Raw genomic sequence first — 23,591 nt, forward strand, 5'->3', positions numbered from 1 at the left:
TGGGAGGCGGCCGGTGCCAAGCCTCTCGACCCTGGTGGACAATTTCAACGACGGGATAGTCGGCCCCAACTGGGGCGACTCGTATGGCGGCGTGACCGAGACCGGCGGCCAGGCGCGCGTGCCGCTCGTCGCCGACACCTACGCCGGCTACCAGACCGGCCGCGCCTGGACACTCGCCGGTGCCACCGTCTATCTGAAGATCCCCACCCTGCCTGTCGTGTCGACCGGCACGGACGTCGGCGTCCACTTCATGGTCACGTCGAACGTCGACGGCACCGCCATCGGCTTCAAAATCAACGTGGTTACAGGCATGCTGCGCATGCAGTCGAACGTGGCGTATTTCGACGCGGGCGCCGTCGAGATCGCGTACAACGGCACGACGCACCTGTGGCTGCGGCTCCGTGAAGACGGCACCAACGTCTACTGGGACACGTCGCCGGACGGCAGCACCTGGACCAACCGCAGGACGCTCGCCACACCCGCCTGGGTGACCGCGGCCGTCGACACGTGCGCCCTCGACCTGTTCTGCTACCGCGACGCCGGAACGACGGATCATGCGGCCTACGACAACGTGAATACACTGTCCGACGGTGCAGTCTGGACCGCGTCCGCGCCCCTCACCGGGCAGAGCGGCCTCACATCGGCAGCCGCCCTTGCCGCCCGAGCCTCCGCCAGCCTCACCGCAGACAGCGGCCTCGAAGGCACGGCGGCACTGTCCGCACTCGCTGCCGCCAGCCTCACCGCGCAGAGCAGCCTCCTCGCCGACGCAGCAGGCATCGAGATCCCGGAGGTGGCTGAGTTGAGCGCCGGCGACTGGGACCTCTACATCGAACAAGGCAGCACGTTCGTCCAGACGTACACCGTCACCGATCACCCAGACTTCACGTGGGACGGCTGGACGGCCCGCGCGCAGATCCGGTCGCAGGCCTCCGAGAACGCCGACCTGCTCCTCGATCTCACCGACTATCTGACCGTCGGCGCCCCCACACCTGACGCGATCCGCCTCGCCATCCCTGCCGCGATCACCGAGACCCTCACCCGCAACGGGCGCTGGGATCTCGAAGTCGTCCAAGGCGCTGTCGTGGTCCGCCTCCTGAACGGCAAGGCGATCGTGTCCCCGGAGGTGACCCGGGCGTGAAGATCCAGGTCACCGGCGAACAGCCCGTCGACGAGATCACCGTCAACGGCGGCACACCCTCACGGGTCATCGAAGTCGCAGCCGGGCTCGTCTCGTCCGTCAACGGGCAGACCGGCGGCGTCACCATCGACGCCGCCGGAGTCGGAGCCGACCCGGCCGGAACTGCCACCGCAGCCGTCGAGGCGCACGTCGAAGCGGATGACCCGCACGGCGACCGCGAGTACGCGGACGACACCTTCCTGCCCAAGGCGGGCGGAACCGTCACCGGCGACCTCGGCATCGACGGGACCCTTGACGCGCTCGGCGTCACCGACTGGGTCAACGTTCGCCGCCACGGCGCCATCGGAGCCGTCGCCGACGAGCAGCCGGAGATCCAGGCAGCCGTCGACGCCACCCCCATAGGCGGCACCGTCTACCTCGAAGCCCGCATCTACCACACCGGCAGCCCGGTGCGCGTCCCGCCCTACGTCACCCTCATGGGCACGCATGGTGCAGGCGAAGCACAGCCGGGCGCACCCGCCCCCGTGACCTGCCTGAAGCCACTGGCAGACTTCGACGGCGACGCCGTCATCGAGATCCTCGACCAGCAGCTCGGCGGCTACGACATCCTGGCCAGCCAGCAGCGCATCGAGCGGCTGACGATCGACGGATCCGCGGTCCCGGAAGAGACGCCGGTCGACGGCATCCGCATGACTGGGCAGATCCAGAATCCGATCATCCGGGACGTCGGCATCCGCGACACCAGCGGCAAGGGGATCAATACGGAGTACAACTTCTCCGCGCCGCCCGGACCGCAGGCCCCGTTCTGCATCCACATGGACCGCGTCAGCGTGATGTGGCCGAAGGACATCGGCGTCGCCCTCAACAATGCGACTGACAGCAACCTGAACGACGTGTACGTGCTGGGTGGCAGCGCGTGGGGCTGGTGGATCTCAGGCTCTGGCAACTCGACGATGACCGCCTGCCGCAGCGAATGGTCCGGCTCCGACGGCTACAAAATCACCATCGGCCCCGGCGTCCTCCGCATGATCGGATGCTCCACCGACCGCAACAACGGGCACGGGCTCGACGTCCGCGGATCCGACCCTGGGTTCCTCGTCCTCAGCAACTGCTCGCTGACGAGGGACGGCAAGTGGTTCGGTGGCGGCGGCGGCGACCAGGCAGCCCTCAACATCGAAGGCACACCGTGCCACGTCCTCGCCGACGGACTCGTCGTCACCCCCGGCGTCGACGACGGCGGCGGCGGCACACAGTCCCCCCAGTACGGGGTGCGGATGATCGGCAGTGCGTACCTGTCGCTCGCCTCCGGCCTCATCAACGGGGTCACCACCGCCGTCCACGACGCAGGCGGCAACACGACGTTGCTCCGGGGCGCGAGCCTCAAGGAAGCGACCGGGCCGGCGACCGCCGTCGTGCTCGACCCGGCAGCCTTCACCCGCACCACCGGCGCCTACTCGGCTGTCGGCGCAGACCTGCGGATCGCCACAGTCGGCAAGGGCCTCAAGGTCGCCGAGGGTGCGAACGGGAAGCTGGGCAGCTCCACCCTGGTCGGCGGCACGGTGACCGTCCTCAACACGTCCGTCACCGCCAACAGCCACATCTTCATTCAGCGGCGGGTGGCGGGCGGAACGCTCGGCAACATCACCTACACCCGGTCGGCTGGAGTCTCCTTCACGATCAACAGTTCCAGTGGCACCGACACGTCCACCGTGGACTGGCACATCGTCGAGCCCGCATGACCGAGAACGGAGCCAGCGCCATGGCCGACGGCCCACTGATCACTGTGCTGCTGCCCTCCCGAGGCCGCCCCACGGCCCTCGCCGAATCCGTCGGAAGCCTCCTCGACCTGGCCGACCAGCCTAACCGGATCCAGATTCGGATCGCCGCCGACCCCGACGACCCCGGCACGCGCAACACAGAACTCCCGCAGCAGGCCACGATCTGGACCGCACCGGAACGCTACGGCTACTCGCGCCTCCACGAATACGTCAACCGGCTCGCCGAACAGGCAGACGGCGACTGGCTGATGCTGTGGAACGACGACGCCCGCATCCTCACCGCAGGCTGGGACACCGCCGTCGCCCGGCGCCAGCCGACAGTGCTGTGGCCGCACAGCAACGACATTCCAACCTGCAACACTTTCCCCATCTGGCCCCGCATCTGGACCGACCGCCTCGGGCACGTCTCGCTGTCGCCGCACTGCGACTCGTGGATCCAATACCTCGGCCAGGCCCTCGACCGGCACGAACGCGTCGATGTGGAGATCCTCCACGACCGGGCTGATCTCACCGGAGGCCACGACGACCAGACCCGCGCCGAATCGTCAGTCGGCTATCGCACCGCCGACTACGGCAGCCCCGTCATGGAAGCCGCCCGCGCCGCCGACGTCGCCACCTTGCGCGCCTTGCTCGACCCGGAGGCGCCGTGACCGACGAAGGCTTCTACGACCGGCAGCGCGAAGCATGGTCGCGACCTCCCGTCGATGACGTCGGCTACATCCCCGCCACCGAACTGCTCGCCAAACCGGACGACGAACTCCGGGCAATCGTCGAACAGATGCGCACCACCCGCTACACCGGCTGGCGCAACCACGGTGGCCTGTGGCGAGACCTCATGGGGTTGGACGAACCCGGCGGCCGCGACATCCTTGACTTCGGCTGCGGCACCGGCGTGGAAGCCCTGGAGCTCACACTCGCCGGAAATCGCGTCGACCTAGCCGACATCAACCTCGACAACCTGCACCTCGCTGGCCGCATCCTCGGCCTCCATGTAGACGAGATCCCCGACCGGCACGCACTGACGGCCTACCTGGCGCTCGGCGAGTCGCCATACATCGAGGGCCGCCCCGAAAGGTACGACGTATTCCACTGCAACGGCGTCCTCCACCACATCCCGTGGGCCCGCCAGATCATGGAACGCGCCCACCAGATCCTCCGCCCCGACGGCATCGCACGCCTGATGCTGTACAGCGAGCGCGGATGGATCCAGGCCACCGGCACCGAACCGCCCGACGACGTCACCGCCGACCCCGGCTTCGAACGCTTCGTGCGCCACTTCGACCAGGTCGGCGAATACGCCGACTGGTACAGCCGCGACCGCATCGAGCAGCGCTTCGGCGACCTGTTCACCGTCGAACGCTGCGAATACCTCACCCCCACCGGCCAGTACCTCGCCGCCGTCCTACGCAAAAGGGAGGCTGCCGCGTGAACATCGGATGGTGCGGCCTCGGCCGCCTCGGCATCACCTGCGCGCTCGCCATGGCGAAACACGGCAGCCACCACATCACCGGCTACGACCCCTCCGACCGGCCCCGCCAGATCCTCGCCGGCGAAGTGCCGCCGCCCGAAGAGGCAGGCATCGAAGACCTCCTCGACGCCACCGCCATCGACTTCGCCGACTCGCCGGCCGGTGTGGTCGCCGCAACCGATGGCGTCGTCCTGGTGTCTGTGCAAACTCCGCACGACCCGCGCTTCGGTGGCGAATCCCGCATGCCTGACCGGCCCGTCGACTTCGAGTACGGCTACCTGGTTCAGGCCGTCCGTGACATTGCGCAGGCTGCCGAGAAGCAGGCCAAGCCGATCACCATTGTCGTCGTCTCCACGGTGCTGCCCGGTACTACGCGGGCCCGTCTGGCGCCGCTGTGCGGGCCGAATGTGCGGCTCGTCTACGGGCCCTACTTCATCGCCATGTCGACGACCGTGCAGGACTTCCTGCAGCCCGAGTTCGTGCTCCTCGGCTCCGACGACCCGCACGCCCTGGCCGACGTCGCCGACATGTACAAGACCATTCACGACCGGCCCGTACACGCCGTGTCCATCGAGTCGGCCGAGCTGCTGAAGGTCGCCTACAACTGCTTCATCAGCATGAAGATCGTGTTCGCGAACATGGTCATGGAGATCTGCCAGAAGACCGGGGCCGACTGTGACCAGATCGCCGACGGTCTCGCGTTGGCCACGGACCGCATCGCGTCCCCGGCCTACATGCGAGGCGGAATGGGCGACTCGGGGGGGTGTCATCCACGCGACAATCAGGCCATGTCCTGGCTGGCTGGGCGGCTCGCGCTGTCAGTTGATTTGATGGGCTACGTGTCGGAGGCCCGCGAGCGGCAGTCCGCCTATCTTGCCGACTTGGTTGAGCACTGGCATCGGATGAGTGGCCTGCCTGTCACGCTCCTTGGGAAGGCGTACAAGCCGAACGTCAGCCTCACGCAGGGATCGGCTGGGTTGCTGCTCGCCGAGCAGCTCCGCGAGCGCGACCTTCAGGTCGATCACAAGGACATCTGGGTCGACGACGACTTTGATCTTCCGGTCGGCCCGCAGGTCTACGTGATCACCGCGAAGCACGATTACCACACCGCTGCGGCCATCGCCCCCGGCTCCGTGGTCATCGACCCGCACGGATACATGCCCGACCAGCCCGGCGTCACCACCATCCGCGTGGGCAGGAAGACATGACCGGCCTCGCCGATTACCGGGTCACCGCCGATGAGCCTTCGGTGGACGCGCCGATCGTCGCACTCGCCTGCAAGATCTGCGGGCAGCACGGTGGGCCATCCGATGTCCGCTGGTGGGATCCCGGCTACAGCCCGTCCATCCCCGAACTCATCGCTGAAGCCGAGCAGCACGAGAAGAAGGGACACGCGACGTGAAGGCCGACGAGGCGATCGCCAACTGGAGCCGCCCCGGCGCCACCGACTTCATTCACCCCTCGCGAGGCATCTCGGAAGACGCCTACTGGGAGTCCGGCAGCAGGCAGGCCGAACTCCTCGCCCAGGACATCCCGGCCGGGGTGAAGGTCATGGACTTCGGGTGCGGTGACGGCCGCGTCGCCATCCCGCTGCGGGCCCTCGGCTACGAGGTGACGGCAGTCGACGGCTCCGCAGGCATGGTCGACGCGCTCGCCGCCAACGACCCCGACCTGACGGCCTTCCAGTCCGACGGCACAGACTTCGGCAGCCACCTCGGTCGCCGCAAGATGGACGCCGTGTACTGCCTGGCCGTGCTCATCCACCTCGACTATGCCTCCGCCGAGATGCTCATCCGTAACCTGCGGGCCATCGTCAAGAAGGGCGGGCTGCTCATCCTCGACTGGCCCGTCGCCGACGAGCCCGCGGAGGGTGTGGCCTGGCTGGACGTCACCACTTGGTCCGAGGCGCAGCAGGAGGAACTCGCCGCCGAGCTGGGGCTCACCCGGGTTGACGACCAGCACGTTCCCTGGCAGGTGTTCCGCACTACCTGATCCCACCACCCATACGCCTGCGGCTAGCTACCGCAGGAAGGAAGCCGCGACGTTCCAGGCGTCGCGGCTTCCGCCTTCCCTGGAGAAGAAATGACTGACACGACAGAGCGACAGTACGGACGTCGGGCCGTTGAGTTCGGCCCGACTGGCGAGACCGTGGCCGCCAACATTGCCCAGCTCCGGAAGATTCGCGGATACACCACGCGAGGGTTGTCAGCGGAGCTCCGAAAGTACGGTCGCGTCATCCCGCCCTCCGCGATCTCTCGCATGGAGTCCGCGCGGCGGCATGTCACCGTTGACGACCTGATGGCGCTCGCGTCGATCTTCGATGTGTCGCCCTCCGCTCTCTTGCTGCCGTTGACGGATGATCCTTCGACTCGCATCCCAATCACTGGGGCGGGCATGGTCCCAGCGGATCAGGCGTGGGACTGGACGGACGGGCGCCGTCGTCTCGACCGGCCGTGCCCCGATCCAGGAGCAGCCGCTTTGGAGTTCGCCATCTACTCCCGCCCGCCGATTCGCAGGAACCGGGAGGTGGGCGCGTGACCGTCGCAGTCGTCATCCCGTGGCGGCCCGGCACACCCGAGCGCAACGCCCACCACGAACACGTGCGAGCCCACCTCCAGCAGTTGCTGCCCGACGCGATCCATCTCGACGTCGACAGCGGACACACGCCGTTCTCCCGCGCCGGCAGCCGCAACGAAGGCGTCCGGCAGGCGCAAGCGGCCGGGGCCGACGTCGTCGTCATCTGCGACGCCGACACGCTGCCCGAGGCCGAGCCTCTGCACGCGGCCATCGAAGCCGCCGACGACGGGCGGCTGCATCTGCCGTACACCTGGTATCAGGGACTCTCCCGCCCCGGAACACTCGCCTACCTCGCAGGAGTTCCGGCCGCAGACTGCGCCACCGACCTCGCCCACGAATGGGCCACCGGCGGCGTGCTGGTCATCCGGCCCGCGAGCTGGTGGGCGGCAGGCGGGATGGACGAACGCTTCGTTGCCTACGGCTTCGAGGACGCCGCATACCGCATCGCCGCCGACGCACTCCTCGGCCCGACCGTCGCTCATCAGGGCGCCATCACCCACCTGTGGCACCCGTCCGAGGTGGGTCACGGCAGCCCCCAGCACATCGCCAACGGGCAGCTCTGTCAGCGGTACGTCGACGCCACCGACAACCCCGACGCCATCCGGGCGCTCATCGCCGAACGGGCCACCGTCCCCGTCTGAACTGGGAGGCGCCCATGCCAGCTCCGGACTACCGGCGGATCGCCCAGCTCGAACGCGAACTCGGCATCGATCAGCCCGAGCCGGAACGAAGCGTTCCTACCGCGCGGCCCGTCTGCCTGATCAAAGACTGCACCGGCAGCGACTACGAGATCCACACCTGGAGCGGCGTGGTCCTGCGCCGTGTCCACGAACACTGACCACCCCACCCGGAAGGCCCGCGCCCATGGCTTCCGCAACGCTCGCCCTCATCCGCAGCAACCATCACGGCCACGGCAGCGACGTGCCCTGGCAGTTCATCGTCGGCTACATCGCCATCGGCCTCGTCGCATGGTTCGTGACCGCTGTTCTCGTCCTCCGTCACGACCAGGCGAAGAAGGGCCGCCCCGTGGACAGCGAGGACAGGTTCGTAGCCGTCTTCAGCGGACTGGTCTCCTTCATCGGATGGCCCCTCGTCGTAGTCGGGTACGGCATCTGGCGCGCAGTGGAGCACTACACACGGCAGCCTGTCGACCTCACGAAGAACGCCGAGTGAGGGGGCTGCGCCATGGATCTCCACGCCTGGATCACCCAGCAAGTCGACGCCGTTGAGCGGCTGATCGAAGACAACTGCATTGCGAGCGACGAAGCCGCACCCATCCTGCGCCGCTGCGAAGCAGATCGCCGCATTCTCGCCCGGCACAGGCTCGACCCGAGCGAGGCGGACGACTGGCTACGCGCCGCCGCCTGCCACGGCTGCGGGGTCATGGGCGACTGCGACGACCCGGTCACCGACAACATCAACGACTGCCCGGAACTCCGCGATCTCGGCCACGCGCACGGGCTGACGGACGAGATCCTCGCCGGACTCGACCGGCCACAACCGCCCGAGCCGAGCCCGGCGCGGAAGCGGCGCCTTCGCGAACGCGCCCGCCTGACAGTCCCCATCACCACCAGCGACGTACCCGCCGCACTACGCGGCACCAACTGGAAGCCGTAACCCCACACAGGAGCCCGCGCCATGGCCCGCTACTTCATCACCTTCGACAACGGGATGAAAGCCCCCGTTGTCGCCACCAAGGTCGAGCAGAACGTCGACGGAAGCGAGTACCGCTTCCTCGACGAGAACGGCCGCATCGTCGCCTACGTCCCTGTCATCAACGTCCTCAGTGTCATCCTCGCCGAGGAGCCCATGGCGGTGACCGACTGATGGCCCGCCTGCAGATCCTCGAACTCCCCGAAGGCGCCAACGACGACCGGCCGCCGTTCGTGCTCGTCGTCGACCAGTGGCCCGACACCGTCACAGCCAACGAGCCTGCCGTTCTGGACGCATGGAAGAAGATGGCCGAACAGGCGGGCGCCCGCACCGTCCTACTCACCGAAGACACCATCGACATTCCCGCCAACGACGTACCCGTCGACGAGAACGGGCACCCGCTGTTCCTCAAGGTCCACGTCGAGGGTGAGTTCGAGAAGTTCCGCGAGCAGGTCCAAGACGAGATCCGCAAGGCGCCGGCCGAACTGCGGCAGGCGGTCAACCGCGACGCATCCGCGGATGCGAGCGCCGAGCTGATCCGTTCCGAGAACGCCCGAGACCAACTGCGCAACGACCGCGACGAAGCCCGCAGTTGGGCCCGACACGGCTACGAGATCGGACAGAAGCACTGCTCCTGGACCGACCACGGCGTCGCCCCGGAGTGGCTCACCGAAGGATGGCCGTCCCACATCGACTCGTGCGAACACCTGCAACTGGCCGCGCAGTACGACGAAGCGATCAGCCGCGTGCGCGCCCTTGCGCTCGGCAACCAGACCCAAGGCGAAGGCGGCGGGCTCGTCGACGCAGACACACTCTGGCCGTCCCAAGTCCTCGCCGCCATCGGCCCCCTCGGCAGCGACACCGAACGCAGCCCCGAGGAGTAGCGATGCCGGCGTACCTCGTCATCCACCCGCGAGGACAGAAGAAGGACGACGTCCTCCTCGAAGCCGACGACCTCACACTCGTCATCCACGACGGCTGGGCCATCTTCTCCGACAGCCACGGCGTCTGCCTCGCCGTACCCAGCGGACAAGGCGCCAGCATCCAACGCGTCGACCAGCAGCCTGAGGACCGCGCCGAAGGAGCGTGAACCGTGGCCACCGAAGAGACCAGCGCAGCCGGAGCAGCCGGAACCCAACGCCTCCTGAAGTACTGGGCCTTCGGGGCAGGCGCCGCGAAGATCCAGGCCGGAACCCCAGGCGCATTCCGCAGATGCCAAGCCGAACTCGGGCGCTACATCCAAGGCCGACAGCTCGACGGCTTCTGTGCACGCGTCATCCACGAAGTCACAGGCGAATGGCCCGGCCAGCACCGAGACGGCAAGGACGACGACTGATGGGCAGCCAAGGCAGGCGCTCAGCACCACTACCCAAGGACTGGCCACACATCCGCAAGCGCATCCTCAAGCGCGACCGATGGGTGTGCCAGTGGATCGTCTCCACTGGCGGACTCTGCAACGAGCCCGCCAACCAGGTGGACCACAAGGTCAACGCTGCCTCGGGTGTAGATGACCACAGCGAGGCGAATCTTTGGGCCCTGTGCCAGTGGCACCATGATCAGAAGACCGGGCGCGAGGCGTCGGCTGTAGCCCATGCCCTGCCGCCGAGAGCAAGACCACAAGAACAGCACCCCGGACTCATCAACTGACCTGGGATAATAGAGAGATGAAGACCTGCCCCGTCTGTAGCGCGACCATCGAACGCGGCGGACGCAAGGGCGGGCCACTGCCCACATACTGCACGCCCAGATGTAAGCAGCAGGCACGCAGCGAACGCGAGGAACTCGACGGCAGAGCCGAAGCTCGCCGACAGCGGAAGCTGAACGACGCAGCACGAGAGTGAGCACAACGACCCCCGCGCCCCTGCCCGCACTGCAGTGACCCCATGCCGGGCAACAGGACCGCCCATTGCGGCAAGGTCGAATGCAAGCGCCGCTTCAACGCTGCCCGCTCGCGCGAGACCATGCGCAGGGTTCGAGCCGGCGAGTCCGGCGAGCGCTATCGCGACTACGACCGCAAGTCCCAGCGCAGACGGCTTGAGACCGTCGGTCACTGGCGCGTCGTCTATCCCGAGAGGGCGTCACGAGTCGACGCCCTGCGCCGCATGCGCGTCCAGGCCGCCACCGTCGAGGACTTCGCACCACGCGACGTGTACGAGCGGGACGGCTGGGTGTGCCAGCTCTGCCTGCTCGGCATCGACCCCGCGGTCGCATGGCCCGACTCGATGAGCCCATCAGTCGATCACGTCGTGCCCTTGGCCAAGGGTGGCGAGCACTCGATGGCCAACGCTCAAGCGGCCCACCTGGGATGCAACAGTCGGAAGTGTGATCGACTGGAGCAGCCCGGCTCGCCGGCCGCTGCTTGATCGTCACGGATCAAGATCACCCTGGGGGGCCACTCCAAGATCATCCCAATCGGCGGATCGGGCTGGTTACCTTGGCGCGGCGTCTACGGGTCTGTGACCTGCGATGATCACGCATGGTGGCCTCGGGTGGTGCTACCTGAGTGTGGATTGGTGCTGGTCAGGGCTTCTACTCGTTACGCCTGTCCGGTACCATAGACCCATGGCCAACACGGTGTGTGAGCGATCCGGGTGTGAGGCGGCGTTGCCGGTTGCCGGCCGCGGTCCGATGCCCCGCTTCTGCTCAACTCGCTGCCGTGTTGCCGCCCATCGGGCTCGCCGCGCCGAGTCGGCGCTGCCGACCGAGATGACCGGGCGCAGGCGCTGGGTGCGGCGCGATGAGCGCAAGGCACCGCGAACGGTCGGTGGCGGATTCGCCTCGGTGTCGGACCCGGAGACGTGGACTGCCCACCGCGAAGCTGCGGCGTCAAAGGTGGGCGTCGGCCTGGGGTATGTACTCGCCGAGGGTGACGGCATTGTCTGTATCGACCTTGACCACTGCCTCGATGAGGGCCAGTTGGCCCCGTGGGCTCGGGCAATCCTGGACGACTGTCCCGCCTCCTACACGGAGGTCAGTCCTGGCGGCGACGGCCTGCACATCTGGGGCCATGGCGAGTTGAAGCGTGGCCGAAGGATGCGCCAGGGAGGCTCGTCCGTTGAGGTGTACGGGCAGGGCCGGTACGTGGCCATGACGGGCCGCCGATTCGAGGACGCTCCCCTGGAACTGACCGATCTCTCCGAGGTGGTTGCCTCGCTGGTCTGACAAGGGGGGTGGTCGCCATGGCCGGCTATGGCCCCCCGCCGTCGGAGAATAAGCGGCGCGCGAACAAGGACGAGTTCGAGGAGCAGGCGGTCACGGTTGCCGATGACGGCACGCTTCATGGGCCGGAGCTGCCGCACGACGCGCTGTATACGCCTCGGACGCTCGACTGGTATGAGACGTGGCGACGTGCTCCGCAGGCTTCCGCGTTCACCGGGACGGACTGGCAGCGGCTTCACATGCTTGCGCCTCTGGTGGATGCGTTCTGGCTGGAGCCGTCGACGAAGCTGTTGGCGGAGATCCGGCTGAACGAGTCGCTGCTCGGTGCGACGCACGTCGACCGGATGCGCGCCAGGATCAAGATCGAGGCCCCTAAGCTTGTTTCGCGCCCGGCGGCAGGCGTGCCGGACCTTTCGGAGCGGCGCCGTCGGCTGATGACCGATGCCTCGTGAGCTGGTTCGTTCGCCCAACCATGACCGGGACCGGTCTTTGGGGCTGTTGGCCTGGGATTGGATCGAGTATTGGTGCGTCCACGGGCCGGGCGACATTCAGGGCGACACAGTCGAGATGGACGGGGAGTTCGGCGGCTTCATCGTCGACGCCTACGCTCTGCGCGACGACGGGCGGAAGCTCTACGACTCGGCTGTCCTCTCCCGGGCGAAGGGGCGAGCGAAGAGCGAGTTGGCCGCGTTCATCGGACTGTTCGAGGCTTTCGGGCCTTGTCGGTTCGCTGGTTGGGCTGAGGGTGGCGAGGTTTTCGAGTGGCATGACTTCCGGTACGAGTATCAACCGGGCGAGCCGATGGGGCGCCGGATTACGTACCCGTTCATCCGCTGTCTGGCTACGGAGGAGTCGCAGGCCGGGAACACCTACGACAACATCCACTTCAACCTGACCGAGGGGCCGCTGGGCGAGGATCTCCCGTCTGGATCGGCTGGCCTGACCCGGGTGTTCCTGCCTGGCGGCGGCGAGATCGTCCCGTCTACGGCCTCTTCGTCGTCGAAGGACGGCGGGAAAGAGACCTGCACGATCTTCGATGAGCCCCACCTGTATGTGACGCCGGAGCTCAGGCGGATGTATACGACGGTTGACCGCAACTGTCGCAAGCGCAAGGACGCTCAGCCGTGGACGTTGCAGACGACGACGATGTACCAGCCTGGCGACAACTCGGTGGCCGAGAAGACGCACGAACGGGCCAAGCTGATCGCCGAGGGCAAGACCCGCGGAACGCGGCTGCTGTTCGACCACCGCGAGGCGCCGGCCGAGGTTGACCTGGCGGACGGCGACGCCATCAAGGCGGCGCTGCGGGAGGTCTACGGGCCGTTCGCCGACGTCCTCGACTTGGACGGCATCGTCGAGAACGAGTTTTGGAACATCGAGAAGGACATTGAGGACTCGCGCCGGTACTTCTTCAACCAGCCGACTGGCGCCCGTGAGGCGTGGACGACAAAGCCGTTGTGGGCGGCGTGTGCGCGCCCGGACATTGTCGTCGCGGACAGCGATCCGATGGTGATGTTCTTCGATGGCTCCAAGAGCGATGACGCCACCGGGCTTGTGGGCTGCGACGTGCAGACTGGCCATCTGGTCACGTTGGCGGCCTGGGAGAAGCCCGACGGGCCCATGGCGAAGGGCTGGGAGGTCGACAGGAAGGACGTCGACCGAATTGTCCGGCAGACCTTCGAAGCGCGGAACATCGTCGCCTTCTTCGCCGACGTGAGGGAGTTCGAGTCCTATATCGACACTTGGGCCCAGGACTTCGGAGACCGGCTCGTGATTCAGGCAGTCACCGGGCGCAACGCCCACAGCGTCGCCTGGGACATGCGCACCAAGGTCCGGGAGTTCACGGACGCCTGCGAACGGGCCGACATCGACATTCGCGAGAAAACCCTGACTCACGACGGAGACAGCCGACTCCAGCGGCATGCACTCAACGCCCGGCGGCGCCCCAACAAGTACGGGGTGTCGATTGGCAAGGAAGGTCGAGGCTCCCCGAAGAAGATCGACTTGGCGGTGTGCGCGATCGGCGCGCGAATGGTCCGGCGGCTCGTTCTGGCGTCGCCGGACTGGGCGAAACGGCAGAAGAAGCGGCAGCGCACTGGGCGCGTGCATGGGTTTGCGTGAGGGACGGAGGTGGGCGGCGCGTGGTGATGGGCCAGGATGATGCGGTGTCGACAGCGCGGCGCCTGCTGGAGTTGCGCGACGGCGAGCAGGGGCGGCTGGACCGGATTCAGCGCTACATGTGCGGCGAGCACGACAGCGTGTATGTGCCGAGGGGCGCCCGGGCCGAGTATCGGTGGCTGATCGAGCGGGCTCGGGTGAACATTTTGCCGCTGGTGGTCACGGTGGTCGCGCAGAACATGTACGTGGACGGCTACCGGCCGGCGGGCTCGGACGAGAACGCTGATCCGTGGGCGGTGTGGCAGGCGAACCGCATGGACGCCCGGCAGCACGGCATTCACCGTTCCGTGCTCACCTATGGCGCTGCGTATGCGGTGGTGATGCCGGGCAAGCCGGTGCCGGTGATCACGCCGTTCTCGCCGCGGCGCATGACGGCGCTGTATGCGGATCCGGTGAACGACGAGTGGCCTGTGCTCGCGGTCGAGGATCGACTGGAGAGCACGGCGAAGGGGAAGCGCCGCGTGGTGCGGGTCTATGACGATCAGGCCCGGTACACACTGGCGGGGAGGCCGGACGGCTCGCAGTTGGAGGCCGACGGCGAGAGCTGGGTGATGGAGCATCGGCTGGGCGTGTGTCCGGTGGTGCGGTACATCAACACCGAGGATCTTGACGGGGATGGCGTGGTCGGCGAGGTTGAGCCGCTGATCGAGGTCCAGGACCAGCTGAATATGACGACGTTCAACTTGCTGATGGCGCAGCAGTACGCGGCGTTCAGGCAGCGCTGGGTTACTGGCATGGCGCCCCCATTGGACAATGACGGCAATCCGGTCGAGCCGTTCCGATCCCGTGTGGATGGACTCTTCGTCGCTGAGGACGCCGACACGAAGTTCGGTGAGTTCGGGCAGACCGATCTGAAGGGTTATCTCGACTCGCGGGAGTCGACGGTCCGGAACATCGCAACGATCTCCCAGGTGCCGCCGTATCACCTGCTCGGGCAGATGGTGAATCTGTCGGCTGAGGCGCTCGCCGCGGCCCGGGATGGCCTGGATCGTAAGACGGATGAGCGTGAGTCGCTGTGCGGCGAGGGGCACGAGCAGACACTCCGCCTGTGTGCCCTGGCCTCCGGCGACAAGACGGCGTGGGCGGACACGGCCGCTCAGGTGGTGTGGCGCGACACGTCTGCACGCTCGCTGGCGCAGACTGTGGACGCGCTCGGCAAGCTCGTCACGATGCTCGGAGTGCCCCCGCAGGAACTGTGGGAACGGGTTCCTGGCGTGACGCAGACCGATGTGGAGCGGTGGAAGTCGGCCGCCGAGCAGGGCGACGCGATGGGGCGCCTGAACGGCATCATCGAGAAGCAGATGTCGCAGCACGACACCGCTCCTGTCGCCCCGGTTCCTGACGTGGCGGCCTGATGGCGGCCGATCCGGCGGCGCCGCAAAAGTACCGCGGCGTTCAGGCGCTGTTGGCGGCCCGGATGGCTCAGCAGGTTCTGCGCGTGTGGCGGGATTTGATGAACCCGGCGAAGGTGGATGCGTCGTGGCCGGCGGTGCGCGCGGCGTTGATGCCGATTGTGCAGCAGGCTCGCGAGCAGTCGGCCGTGCTCGCCCGGGCTGGTTACATGGATGCGCGGCAGGATGCGGGCGTGCCGGATGATGGTTTCGTTCCGCCGGAGCCGCTCCAGTTGGCGATAGACCGTCTGGAGTCGACGCTCGATGTGACGGGCCCGGTGGAGTTCAAGAAGGCCATCGCCGCCGGGAGGACCCCGCAGCAGGCGATGGATGCCGCAGCGGTCCGCATGGTCGGCTCGACGCAGTATCTGGCGCTTGAGGGCGGGAGGTCGGTGATGAGGCGGTCGATCGACGCCGACGAGCGCGCCACGGGTTACGCCCGGGTGACGGACGACGATCCGTGCGCTTGGTGCGCGATGCTTGCCAGTCGCGGGCCGGTCTACAAGACCGCCGTGACGGCGGGCGATCCGCGTCAGGGCGGCGACCGCTATCACGACCATTGCGGCTGCGCCGCGGTCCCATCCTTCAGCCTCGACGAGCCGTTCGTCGGTACCGCCGAGGGGCTGTATGACGACTGGTTGCGCGTGACGCGAGGCCGCGGCGGGCGACATGCCGTGAACGCGTTCCGCCGCTGGTGGGAAGCGGAAGGGCGGGCCGCCTATGCGGCTCCGGACCGACCCACCACCTAGATCTCCCCAAGCTGGGTGCCGCCTGCGGGCGGCTTCCTGAATCAGTTCAACCCGAGGCGTGTGCCGACACGGTGCACGCCTTCGTCATGCCCAATCTGCGTCAGCCGTCAGGCGGGCGCAGATCCCGACATGGGAGCACCACATGTCCACACCCACCGCGGAGCCCGCTGGCGCCACGCCGGCCGTTCCGACCCCTGCCGAGGCTGTCGCAGCCGGGCATATCCCCGCCCAGGCTCCGACTCCCCCCGCCGCATCACCCTCGCCGACCCCTGCGGCTCCCGCGCAGCCCGCCGACAGCGGGAAGCCGGAGGAGCCGACGGACTGGGAGGCCGAAGCGGCGAAATGGAAGTCGCTGGCCCGGCGCCACGAGGGCAAGCACCTCGATGCGCTGGGCTTCAAGTCGAAGGACGAGATCGATCAGCTTCGGCAGTCCGCTCAGAAGTACTCGGAGTTCGAAGAGACCCAGAAGTCCGAGATCCAGAAGGCGACCGAGCGGGCGCAGACCTTCGAGCAGCAGCTCGCGGACGAGCGGGCACAGAACGCGCGTCTTCTGGCCGCTGCGACGCACAACATCCCGCCGGAGCTCATCGAGCTTCTCGGCTCCGGCACCGCCGAAGAGATCGGCGCGCGGGCCGAGGTGCTTGCCGAGCGACTCAAGGCGGTGACTCCGGCCCCGACTCCTGCTTCGCAGCGGCCGGTGGAGTCGCTGACCCCTGGCGCGGCGCCCTCGTCTGCGGCGCCGGCTACGGCGGACGACTGGATCCGCCAGATGGCCCGCAGCAAGTCCTGATCTGACATTCGCAGCGCCGGAATCTCCCATGTCACGGGGCCGGGGTCGCTGCTCTTCCGGAAGGAGCCCCCGTGGCCACGTACAACTCTTTGATCTCTCGGGACGCCAGTAACGATCCGCTGGTGCCCGAGCCGGTCTCCAAGGAGATCATCCAGGAGCTGCCGACGCAGTCGGCGGTGCTGCAGCTCGCCCGCCAGGTGCCGATGTCGACGAAGACGCAGCGGCAGCCGGTCCTCGACGTCATGCCAATCGCCTACTTCGTGGGCGGCGACACTGGTCTGAAGCAGACCTCGGCGCAGGACTGGAAGAACGTGGACCTGATCGTCGAGGAGATGGCGACGATCGTCCCGATCCCCGAGGCGTACCTCGACGACGCGCAGGTGCCGATCTGGGACGAGGTGAAGCCCCGGCTGGTGGAGGCCCTCGGTGCGCTGCTGGACGGGGCGGCCCTGTTCGGCACGAACAAGCCGTCCACGTGGCCGACGGCCGTCTATCAGTCGGCGGTCGCCGCGGGCAACGCGGTCATCTCGGGCACGGGTGACGATTTCGCGCAGGACGTGTCGAGCACGGCCGAGCTGGTCACCCGGGACGGCTTCGCTGTCAACGGGTTCGTGGCCCGCCCGGGCCTGAACTGGAAGCTCGTCGGCATGCGGTCGACTGAAGGCATCCCGATCTACCAGCCGAACCTGGACGGGCGCCCCGGCGGCAATCTGTACGGCTACCCGATGGCGGAGCTTTCCAACGGCGCCTGGGACATGTCCGAGGCCGAGCTGCTGATGGGTGACTGGAGCAAGGTCATCATCGGGAAGCGCACGGACATCAGCTTCAAGCTGTTCACCGAGGGCGTCATCTCCGACGACGACGGCAAGGTCATCCTCAACCTGATGCAGCAGGACAGCGTGGCGCTGCGCGTGGTGATGCGAGCGGCGTTCGCCACGGCCAACCCGGCGACCCGCCTCAACACCAACTCGGCGACCCGCTCGCCGTTCGGTGTTGTTCAGGCGACGACGGCCGCGTCCTGACGGTCCGCGGCCGGCAGCCTCGACGGGCTGCCGGCTGTCGGGAGATCGGAGTTCCTGTTGCGGGTGCTGGCGATGTTTCACGCCTACCCTCCGGACCACAACGCGGGCGCCGAGTGGGCGGCCCACAGCCTGTTGCGCGAGCTGGCGGCGCGCGGGCATGACGTGGACGTGCTGCTCTCGCAGGCCGAGGCCGGGGATGCCGCCTATGAGATTGACGGCGTGAGCGTCCACCCGTACCGGGGCAAGGCGGATCCTTCTCGGTGGATGCGGGGCGACGGCCGGGCCCGGGTGATTGTGACGCATCTGGAGAACACGGCCAGGGCGTCGGTGCTGGGGGAGTTGAACCGGATTCCGGTCGTTCACCTGCTGCACAACACCTTCGAGAAGTCGAAGTCGTGGCTGGTGAAGGGTTCGCCGTCGCTGGTCGTCTACAACACGGCTTGGATGAAGGCGGATGCGGAGGCGTGGTGGCGTATCCACCGCGGTGACCGTCCGATGCCGTGGGGTTTGACCGTGCATCCGCCGGTTGCCGTCTCCGACTATGAGGCCACGCCGGGCGACCGGATCACTCTGATCAACCTGACGGAAGAGAAGGGCGCCAAAGTTTTCTACGCGCTCGCCGAGCGGATGCCGCGCCGCAAATTCCTCGGCGTGATCGGCGGATACGGCCATCAGATCGTGCGCGAGGATCTACCGAACATGGAGGTCGTGCCGCACACGCCCGGCGACCGCATGGCCAAGGACGTGTACGCACGCACCAGGCTCCTGCTGGCCCCGTCGGCATACGAGTCCTACGGACGCGTCGCCGTGGAGGCCATGTGCTCAGGCATCCCCGTCATCGCCCACCCAACCCCGGGACTCATGGAGTCGCTGGGGGAAGCAGGCACATTCTGCGACCGGGACGACCTCGACGCCTGGCAGGCGGCCATCAAGCGGCTGGCGGCGCCGAACGTGTACCGGCAGGCATCGAAGGCGGCGGCAGCACGCGCTGCCGGTCTCGATCCGGCGACTGAACTCGACTCCTGGTGCACGGCGATGGAGGGGGTGGCAAAGCGTGGATCCCCTCGCTAACTTGGCGGATCTCTCCGACCGTCTCGGCAGGCCGCTCACGGCAGCCGAGGAGGCCCGCGGGCAGGCATTGCTTGCAGACGCTTCCGCTCTGGTCCGATCGTTCACAGGGCAGGACTTCACCCGCACCGATGACGCAACCGTGGTGATGCGGGCCCAGCAGGGCGAGATCCGGCTACCGAAACGGCCCGTGATCGATGTGACGGAAGTTGTTGCGGTGGGCGCAGGCGGGGCACCGGATCTGCCCATAGTCGGATGGCAGTGGGACGGCATCGACATCGTCCGAACGGCAGTCGACAGCCCCTCAATCAACCTGCCGGAACTCTGGTACGACGAAGACGTTGAGGCCTATCCGGGCACCTACCGGGTGACCTACAGCCATGGCGACGCCGAGGTACCTGCCGACGTGGTCGCAGTCGTGGCCCGGATGGCGCTGCGAACGATGACCGCCCCATCCATGGCTGGCGGCCTCACGAGCGAGACGATCGGCCCCTACAGCTACCGGACCGACGGATCCGGTGTCGGCGTGGCCGTCGTCATGACCGACGACGACCGCAAAATGCTGGAGCTCGCCGGGTATCGGCGCAAGGCCGGCATGTCGATGACGAGGTGGCGATGACCAGGCCGTTGCGGGTCGTCGCCCGCGTGCATGCGATGCCTCCGGAGCACAACGCGGGCGCCGAGCACATGCTGGTCGGCATGCTGCGCCCGCTCGTCGAGCGCGGCCACGACGTCCAGGTGTGGCTGTCCCAGCACGGCGAGGCGCGCGAGTCCTACGAGTACCGTGGCATCCCCGTCGTTCCGTTGGCGGCACGTCTCGACTTCGGGAGTGCAGTTCGTCGGGCCGACGTGGTGCTGTCGCATCTGGAATCCGTCCCGGCGACGGCGTCGCTGGCCCGCGGCTTCGGCAAGCCGATGGTCGTGGTCTGCCACAACACGCACAGACCCAGCTTCCGCGACATGGCATCCGGCGGCACGGCCCTCGCGGTCTACAACAGCCAGTGGATGGAGCGGGAGGCGGAGTTGTTCTTCGCCGAGTATCCGAAGGGTGTCCGGCCAGCGCAGTCGCTGATTGTGCGACCGCCGGTGGTGGCCGCGGAGTACGCGGCCAAGCCTGGCGGAGCGGTGACGCTCGTCAACTGCAGCAAGGAGAAGGGCGGCGAGGTTCTCGCTGCCCTGGCCCGGCGCATGCCTGAGCAGCACTTCCTTGCCGTGAAGGGCGCCTACGGGGAGCAGGTTCTGCCAGCCCCGGAGAACGTCGAGATCCTTGAGCACGTCCGCGGCGAGGACATGCGGGAGCAGGTGTACGCCCGCACTCGGGTGCTGCTCATGCCCAGTTCCTACGAGTCCTGGGGGCGTGTCGGAGTCGAGGCGATGGCCAGTGGCATTCCGGTCCTGGCTCACCCCACGCCGGGCCTGTGCGAGTCGCTCGGCGATGCCGGCGTGTACGTCGACCGTGAAGACATCGACGGCTACGAGGCGGTGCTTCGGCAGCTACTCACGCCGGGTGGGTGCCGACTGGCGTCCAAGCGGGCGAAGGCCCGCAGCGTCGAACTGGATCCCTCCGAGGATCTTGCAGCGTGGTGCGCAGCAGTCGAGGGGGCCGTCCGTGCGTGAACTTCCCTCCGGGGACACGGTCACAATCCTGCGGCCCGGACCCTCGACTCGGGACGTCTACCAGAACGACGTCCCAGGCCCGCCCGTCGAGATCCCCATTCCGGGCTGTGCCATCGCGCCCCGGGACGGAACAGGGGCAGGCACCAACGAGATCGTCGACGCCCGCGACACGGTCATCACAGGCCTCACCCTGTACGCCCCCTACGGCACTGACATTCGGGCCACCGACCGGGTGCGCGTCGGAGGCGACGAGTACGAGGTCGACGGCCACTCGGGCAGCTTCCGGTCGCCCTTCACGGGCTCTACCGGACCGGTGGTCGTCGCCCTGGAGTTGGTCACTGGCTAGCCGCGGGCCTGTTCAACGGCGGCCACGAGCTTCTCGGCTGCGTCGTTGCTCTTGTGCGGGATGGAGAGGCTGTGTGGGTCGTCGTAGTGCGGCCGGCCGCCTTGCCCGAAGCTGGGTTTGAGTTCGTCGCCTGCCGCTGCTCCTGGTAGCACGAACTGCACGTAGCCGTGGAACAGTCTGTTGGCCTTCTTGAGTCGGGTGCCGGTGACGTCGGCGGCCCGGATCCGGTAGTCGGTTCCCCGCTGGCCGATGGGCTTCTTGCTGACGGTGATCCACTCGCCGTCGAAGCTGATGCTGCCGAGTACGCCTTTGACTTCCATGTCCGCCCCCAGAGACGTGAGTGAGTGGAGGGGCTATGGCAGCACGGGTCAAGCCGAACCGCAAAGGCATCGGACAGATGCTGAGAATGCCTGGTATGCAGGCGGAGATGCTGCGCCGCGCCCAGGTCATCAAGGGTGTCGCCATCGCCATTTCACCGGTCGACGAGAACAGCCCGCACCCCGGCCACTACAAGGCCTCATGGTCCACGGACAGTACGAGCCGCGGTGGCCGGCGCAGGGACCGGGCCGTTGCCTACGTCCGCAACGGCGCCTACTACGCCCGCTGGGTGGAGTACGGCACGGAGCGGGTGCACGCCCACCATGTGCTGCTGCGCGCCGCCCAGTTGGGGGGCCGGAACTGATGGCCGCCGTCGGCAGCGTGGATGTCGAGGTCGAACTCGTCGCCTGGCTGACGGGCAGACTCGACGTGCGAGTCCTGACGGACCTGCCCGAGAACCTGGGCGACGTCCTGCCCGTCGTTCAGATCCAGCGAGCGGGCGGCGGTGACGACGGCATCCGGCTTGACCGCGCTTTCATCGACATCGACGTGTACGGAGCCACTCGGCAGGCGGCATCCCAACTCATGAGCCAGGCCCGCTCCCTGCTCCTCACCGAGCTGAGAGGGGTGGTCACGGCCGCCGCGGTCTTCACTTCGGCCCGCACCATCACGGCGCCGTTCTGGCGCTCCTACGAGAACCCTGGTCTGCGCCGCTTCGGCGCAACGTTCGAGATCTTCTGCCATCCGGTCTCCTGACCGACCTATGGGCCCGCGCCGGACCCCGTAAATCGACCCCGCCAGCCGCGGGGTCTCTTCATGTCTGGAGACCCAATGGTCAACATCACCCGCGCGGCGGACCTTCTGGAGGTCGGCGCGAATGGCGGCGGATGGGTGGCGCCTCTCGGCTCCACATCCCCCGGAGATCCTGAGGTTCAGCCTGTCTCGCCGTGGCTGCCGCTTGGCGCCATCAGCGACGACGGTCTGGTGCAGGGCTTCGAGGAGGACTCGCAGTCCTACACGCCGTGGGGCTTCACGTCGCCGATCCGCACCACCATCACGTCGAGCCTGCGCACGTTCGGGCTGACGGCGTGGGAGGTCGGCCGCACCACGGTGCAGTCGCTGCAGTACCGCCTCGACGTCGCAGACCTGGCGCCGGCCAGTGGTCTGACGTCGTTCGCGGAGACTGCGAGCCCGGTTCCGGACCGTCGGGCGTTCTGGTTCGTCGTCCTGGACGGCGACACGTTCAAGAGGGGTTTCTACGTCCCCGAGGGCGAGATCACCGAGCGCTCGGACGTCACCCACAAGCAGGACGAGGTCGCCGGCTTCGAGTGGACGATCACCGCCTACCCGGACGCCGAGGGCAACACCGTCTACCACTTCGACCGGGTGCCGGACACGGCTGCGTACACCGGGTCCTGAGACAGGTGGGCGGGTCGCTATCCGTCGGCGCGGGCCCGGCCCGTCCACCTCTGATCCTTGCCCGCGCCACTACAGAAGGAGGCCCGCGCCGTGGCCGCACGAAGCACCACCGCAGGCAGCAGGAAGCCCCGCACCGCCGCCCGGGCGGCATCCCGTCCGGCCACGACCCGCAGCGCACCGGAGCCGGGGATCGAGGAGCCGGAGGTTACTGCGGCCGACGCTCAGGAGATCGAGGCCGAGGGGCACTACGTCACAGCCGAACTCTGCGGCGACGAAGTGCAGGTCATCCCTCCGGCTGCATGGCGTATGTCGTGGCAGCGGATGCTGGTGCAGGGGCAGTTCTACGCCTTCGCGGAGAAGGTGCTGCACCCGGATGACTACGACTACTTCGTTGAGGTCGACCCTACGAACGAGGAGTTCGAGGCGTTCGTCACGGACGCCGGTGAGCGGGCGGGGGAGAGCCTGGGAAAGTCCAGGCCACGGTCGCGCTCTGGCAGGACCACGCAGAGGCGGTAGAGGCCGACCTGATCGACCGGCACTACGACATCGCCGATGTGTTGTCGGGCCGCCGGTCGTGGCGGTGGCTGCGGGTGTTCATCGAGCACCTTCCCGCCGAGTCGCACACGATGACCGCGCTGCGCAACGAACTCTCCGACGAGGAACTCGCCAAGCTTGCGGACCGTGGCGAGCCGGAGAAGGCCCGCTGGTCGCAGACGGAACAGCTCCTGGCTGGCATCTCTGACCGGCTTGCCCGGCTGGAGTGGGTGTACAGCTGCGCTCACGCCGAAAGCAAGGCCAAGCAGACGCCACCGCCGGAGCCGATGCGGCGCCCGGGCGCGAAGCCGAAGTCGGCGAAACCGCGCCTCGTGAACAAGCGGGCAGACGAGTTGTTCAAGCTGATCAATGGGGGCGCCTCGTAG

General features: G+C 67.7%; 34 protein-coding genes. 33 read left to right on the forward strand and 1 reads right to left on the reverse strand.

Annotated elements, in window-relative coordinates; genetic code table 11:
• Nucleotides 1-13 precede the first annotated feature (13 nt).
• The 28 genes from ACH4YP_RS31825 (at nucleotide 14) to ACH4YP_RS31960 (ending at nucleotide 20,934) form a co-directional block, all read left to right on the forward strand.
• Complete coding sequence (locus ACH4YP_RS31825) at nucleotides 14-1,138, forward strand: hypothetical protein (RefSeq protein ID WP_398494150.1); 1,125 nt, start codon at nucleotides 14-16, stop codon at nucleotides 1,136-1,138.
• Nucleotides 1,135-2,877 carry a right-handed parallel beta-helix repeat-containing protein gene (locus ACH4YP_RS31830; protein ID WP_398494152.1) on the forward strand — a complete coding sequence of 581 codons (1,743 nt, stop codon included), beginning with the start codon at nucleotides 1,135-1,137 and terminating at the stop codon, nucleotides 2,875-2,877. Before ACH4YP_RS31825 ends, ACH4YP_RS31830 begins: the two co-directional genes overlap by 4 nt.
• Nucleotides 2,874-3,566, forward strand: coding sequence for a glycosyltransferase family 2 protein (locus ACH4YP_RS31835; RefSeq protein WP_398494154.1), 693 nt, complete (start codon nucleotides 2,874-2,876; stop codon nucleotides 3,564-3,566). Before ACH4YP_RS31830 ends, ACH4YP_RS31835 begins: the two co-directional genes overlap by 4 nt.
• Nucleotides 3,563-4,345: a class I SAM-dependent methyltransferase gene (locus ACH4YP_RS31840; protein WP_398494155.1), complete on the forward strand. Its 783-nt coding sequence runs from the start codon at nucleotides 3,563-3,565 to the stop codon at nucleotides 4,343-4,345. Before ACH4YP_RS31835 ends, ACH4YP_RS31840 begins: the two co-directional genes overlap by 4 nt.
• On the forward strand, nucleotides 4,342-5,592 hold the full coding sequence (locus ACH4YP_RS31845; protein WP_398494157.1) for a hypothetical protein: 1,251 nt from the start codon (nucleotides 4,342-4,344) through the stop codon (nucleotides 5,590-5,592). Before ACH4YP_RS31840 ends, ACH4YP_RS31845 begins: the two co-directional genes overlap by 4 nt.
• Nucleotides 5,589-5,786: a hypothetical protein gene (locus tag ACH4YP_RS31850; protein WP_398494159.1), complete on the forward strand. Its 198-nt coding sequence runs from the start codon at nucleotides 5,589-5,591 to the stop codon at nucleotides 5,784-5,786. Before ACH4YP_RS31845 ends, ACH4YP_RS31850 begins: the two co-directional genes overlap by 4 nt.
• Entirely contained in the window at nucleotides 5,783-6,376 is a 594-nt protein-coding gene (locus ACH4YP_RS31855) for a class I SAM-dependent methyltransferase (RefSeq protein WP_398494160.1), read from the forward strand. The genes ACH4YP_RS31850 and ACH4YP_RS31855 overlap by 4 nt, the downstream gene beginning before the upstream one ends.
• A gap of 90 nt (nucleotides 6,377-6,466) precedes the next feature.
• Nucleotides 6,467-6,922, forward strand: coding sequence for a helix-turn-helix domain-containing protein (locus ACH4YP_RS31860; protein WP_398494162.1), 456 nt, complete (start codon nucleotides 6,467-6,469; stop codon nucleotides 6,920-6,922).
• Nucleotides 6,919-7,602, forward strand: coding sequence for a glycosyltransferase family 2 protein (locus ACH4YP_RS31865; protein WP_398494163.1), 684 nt, complete (start codon nucleotides 6,919-6,921; stop codon nucleotides 7,600-7,602). Before ACH4YP_RS31860 ends, ACH4YP_RS31865 begins: the two co-directional genes overlap by 4 nt.
• Nucleotides 7,603-7,616: 14 nt before the next feature.
• Nucleotides 7,617-7,799, forward strand: a complete 183-nt coding sequence (locus ACH4YP_RS31870) for a hypothetical protein (protein WP_398494165.1) — start codon at nucleotides 7,617-7,619, stop codon at nucleotides 7,797-7,799.
• A gap of 26 nt (nucleotides 7,800-7,825) precedes the next feature.
• A complete protein-coding gene (locus tag ACH4YP_RS31875; protein WP_398494166.1) occupies nucleotides 7,826-8,134 on the forward strand; it encodes a hypothetical protein in 309 nt (102 codons plus the stop codon).
• Between the two features lie 12 nt (nucleotides 8,135-8,146).
• Nucleotides 8,147-8,578 carry a hypothetical protein gene (locus ACH4YP_RS31880; RefSeq protein ID WP_398494168.1) on the forward strand — a complete coding sequence of 144 codons (432 nt, stop codon included), beginning with the start codon at nucleotides 8,147-8,149 and terminating at the stop codon, nucleotides 8,576-8,578.
• Nucleotides 8,579-8,599: 21 nt separating this feature from the next.
• Nucleotides 8,600-8,788 (forward strand): hypothetical protein, encoded by a 189-nt coding sequence (locus ACH4YP_RS31885; protein ID WP_398494170.1) that lies wholly within the window; start codon nucleotides 8,600-8,602, stop codon nucleotides 8,786-8,788.
• Nucleotides 8,788-9,498, forward strand: coding sequence for a hypothetical protein (locus ACH4YP_RS31890; protein WP_398494172.1), 711 nt, complete (start codon nucleotides 8,788-8,790; stop codon nucleotides 9,496-9,498). The genes ACH4YP_RS31885 and ACH4YP_RS31890 overlap by 1 nt, the downstream gene beginning before the upstream one ends.
• A 2-nt stretch (nucleotides 9,499-9,500) precedes the next feature.
• Complete coding sequence (locus ACH4YP_RS31895; protein WP_398494173.1) at nucleotides 9,501-9,704, forward strand: hypothetical protein; 204 nt, start codon at nucleotides 9,501-9,503, stop codon at nucleotides 9,702-9,704.
• A 3-nt stretch (nucleotides 9,705-9,707) separates the two neighbouring features.
• On the forward strand, nucleotides 9,708-9,950 hold the full coding sequence (locus ACH4YP_RS31900; RefSeq protein ID WP_398494175.1) for a hypothetical protein: 243 nt from the start codon (nucleotides 9,708-9,710) through the stop codon (nucleotides 9,948-9,950).
• Between the two features lie 547 nt (nucleotides 9,951-10,497).
• Nucleotides 10,498-10,977, forward strand: a complete 480-nt coding sequence (locus tag ACH4YP_RS31905; protein WP_398494177.1) for an HNH endonuclease — start codon at nucleotides 10,498-10,500, stop codon at nucleotides 10,975-10,977.
• A 199-nt stretch (nucleotides 10,978-11,176) separates the two neighbouring features.
• Nucleotides 11,177-11,776, forward strand: a complete 600-nt coding sequence (locus ACH4YP_RS31910; RefSeq protein ID WP_398494178.1) for a DNA primase — start codon at nucleotides 11,177-11,179, stop codon at nucleotides 11,774-11,776.
• 17 nt (nucleotides 11,777-11,793) lie between these two features.
• Complete coding sequence (locus tag ACH4YP_RS31915) at nucleotides 11,794-12,225, forward strand: hypothetical protein (RefSeq protein ID WP_398494180.1); 432 nt, start codon at nucleotides 11,794-11,796, stop codon at nucleotides 12,223-12,225.
• Nucleotides 12,215-13,894, forward strand: a complete 1,680-nt coding sequence (locus tag ACH4YP_RS31920) for a Terminase (RefSeq protein ID WP_398494182.1) — start codon at nucleotides 12,215-12,217, stop codon at nucleotides 13,892-13,894. The genes ACH4YP_RS31915 and ACH4YP_RS31920 overlap by 11 nt, the downstream gene beginning before the upstream one ends.
• 26 nt (nucleotides 13,895-13,920) lie before the next feature.
• A complete protein-coding gene (locus ACH4YP_RS31925; protein ID WP_398494304.1) occupies nucleotides 13,921-15,306 on the forward strand; it encodes a phage portal protein in 1,386 nt (461 codons plus the stop codon).
• A complete protein-coding gene (locus tag ACH4YP_RS31930; RefSeq protein ID WP_398494184.1) occupies nucleotides 15,306-16,091 on the forward strand; it encodes a hypothetical protein in 786 nt (261 codons plus the stop codon). Before ACH4YP_RS31925 ends, ACH4YP_RS31930 begins: the two co-directional genes overlap by 1 nt.
• 142 nt (nucleotides 16,092-16,233) lie before the next feature.
• Nucleotides 16,234-16,881 carry a hypothetical protein gene (locus ACH4YP_RS31935; RefSeq protein ID WP_398494185.1) on the forward strand — a complete coding sequence of 216 codons (648 nt, stop codon included), beginning with the start codon at nucleotides 16,234-16,236 and terminating at the stop codon, nucleotides 16,879-16,881.
• 71 nt (nucleotides 16,882-16,952) lie between these two features.
• On the forward strand, nucleotides 16,953-17,903 hold the full coding sequence (locus ACH4YP_RS31940) for a phage major capsid protein (protein ID WP_398494187.1): 951 nt from the start codon (nucleotides 16,953-16,955) through the stop codon (nucleotides 17,901-17,903).
• 63 nt (nucleotides 17,904-17,966) lie between these two features.
• Nucleotides 17,967-18,974 carry a glycosyltransferase family 4 protein gene (locus tag ACH4YP_RS31945; protein ID WP_398494306.1) on the forward strand — a complete coding sequence of 336 codons (1,008 nt, stop codon included), beginning with the start codon at nucleotides 17,967-17,969 and terminating at the stop codon, nucleotides 18,972-18,974.
• Nucleotide 18,975: 1 nt separating this feature from the next.
• Nucleotides 18,976-19,590, forward strand: a complete 615-nt coding sequence (locus tag ACH4YP_RS31950; protein ID WP_398494188.1) for a hypothetical protein — start codon at nucleotides 18,976-18,978, stop codon at nucleotides 19,588-19,590.
• Entirely contained in the window at nucleotides 19,587-20,588 is a 1,002-nt protein-coding gene (locus ACH4YP_RS31955; protein ID WP_398494189.1) for a glycosyltransferase family 4 protein, read from the forward strand. The genes ACH4YP_RS31950 and ACH4YP_RS31955 overlap by 4 nt, the downstream gene beginning before the upstream one ends.
• Complete coding sequence (locus ACH4YP_RS31960; RefSeq protein ID WP_398494190.1) at nucleotides 20,581-20,934, forward strand: hypothetical protein; 354 nt, start codon at nucleotides 20,581-20,583, stop codon at nucleotides 20,932-20,934. Before ACH4YP_RS31955 ends, ACH4YP_RS31960 begins: the two co-directional genes overlap by 8 nt.
• Here ACH4YP_RS31960 and ACH4YP_RS31965 read toward each other — a convergent pair.
• On the reverse strand, nucleotides 20,931-21,254 hold the full coding sequence (locus ACH4YP_RS31965; protein WP_398494192.1) for a DUF4429 domain-containing protein: 324 nt from the start codon (nucleotides 21,252-21,254) through the stop codon (nucleotides 20,931-20,933). The two genes, ACH4YP_RS31960 and ACH4YP_RS31965, sit on opposite strands and share 4 nt — an antisense overlap.
• A 35-nt stretch (nucleotides 21,255-21,289) precedes the next feature.
• Here ACH4YP_RS31965 and ACH4YP_RS31970 point away from each other — a divergent pair, with 35 nt between their 5' ends.
• From ACH4YP_RS31970 to ACH4YP_RS31990, 5 genes are all read left to right on the forward strand, one after another.
• The gene (locus tag ACH4YP_RS31970) at nucleotides 21,290-21,616 is read left to right on the forward strand and encodes an HK97 gp10 family phage protein (protein WP_398494193.1); all 327 of its coding nucleotides are present in this window, start codon (nucleotides 21,290-21,292) and stop codon (nucleotides 21,614-21,616) included.
• Nucleotides 21,616-22,008, forward strand: a complete 393-nt coding sequence (locus ACH4YP_RS31975) for a hypothetical protein (RefSeq protein ID WP_398494195.1) — start codon at nucleotides 21,616-21,618, stop codon at nucleotides 22,006-22,008. The genes ACH4YP_RS31970 and ACH4YP_RS31975 overlap by 1 nt, the downstream gene beginning before the upstream one ends.
• Before the next feature lie 60 nt (nucleotides 22,009-22,068).
• Nucleotides 22,069-22,671: a phage tail protein gene (locus tag ACH4YP_RS31980; protein ID WP_398494197.1), complete on the forward strand. Its 603-nt coding sequence runs from the start codon at nucleotides 22,069-22,071 to the stop codon at nucleotides 22,669-22,671.
• Nucleotides 22,672-22,761: 90 nt separating this feature from the next.
• Entirely contained in the window at nucleotides 22,762-23,187 is a 426-nt protein-coding gene (locus ACH4YP_RS31985; RefSeq protein WP_398494199.1) for a hypothetical protein, read from the forward strand.
• 74 nt (nucleotides 23,188-23,261) lie between these two features.
• Nucleotides 23,262-23,591, forward strand: a complete 330-nt coding sequence (locus ACH4YP_RS31990) for a hypothetical protein (protein ID WP_398494201.1) — start codon at nucleotides 23,262-23,264, stop codon at nucleotides 23,589-23,591.

Source organism: Streptomyces sp. NPDC020747 (assembly GCF_044334695.1).
GTDB lineage: Bacteria > Actinomycetota > Actinomycetes > Streptomycetales > Streptomycetaceae > Streptomyces.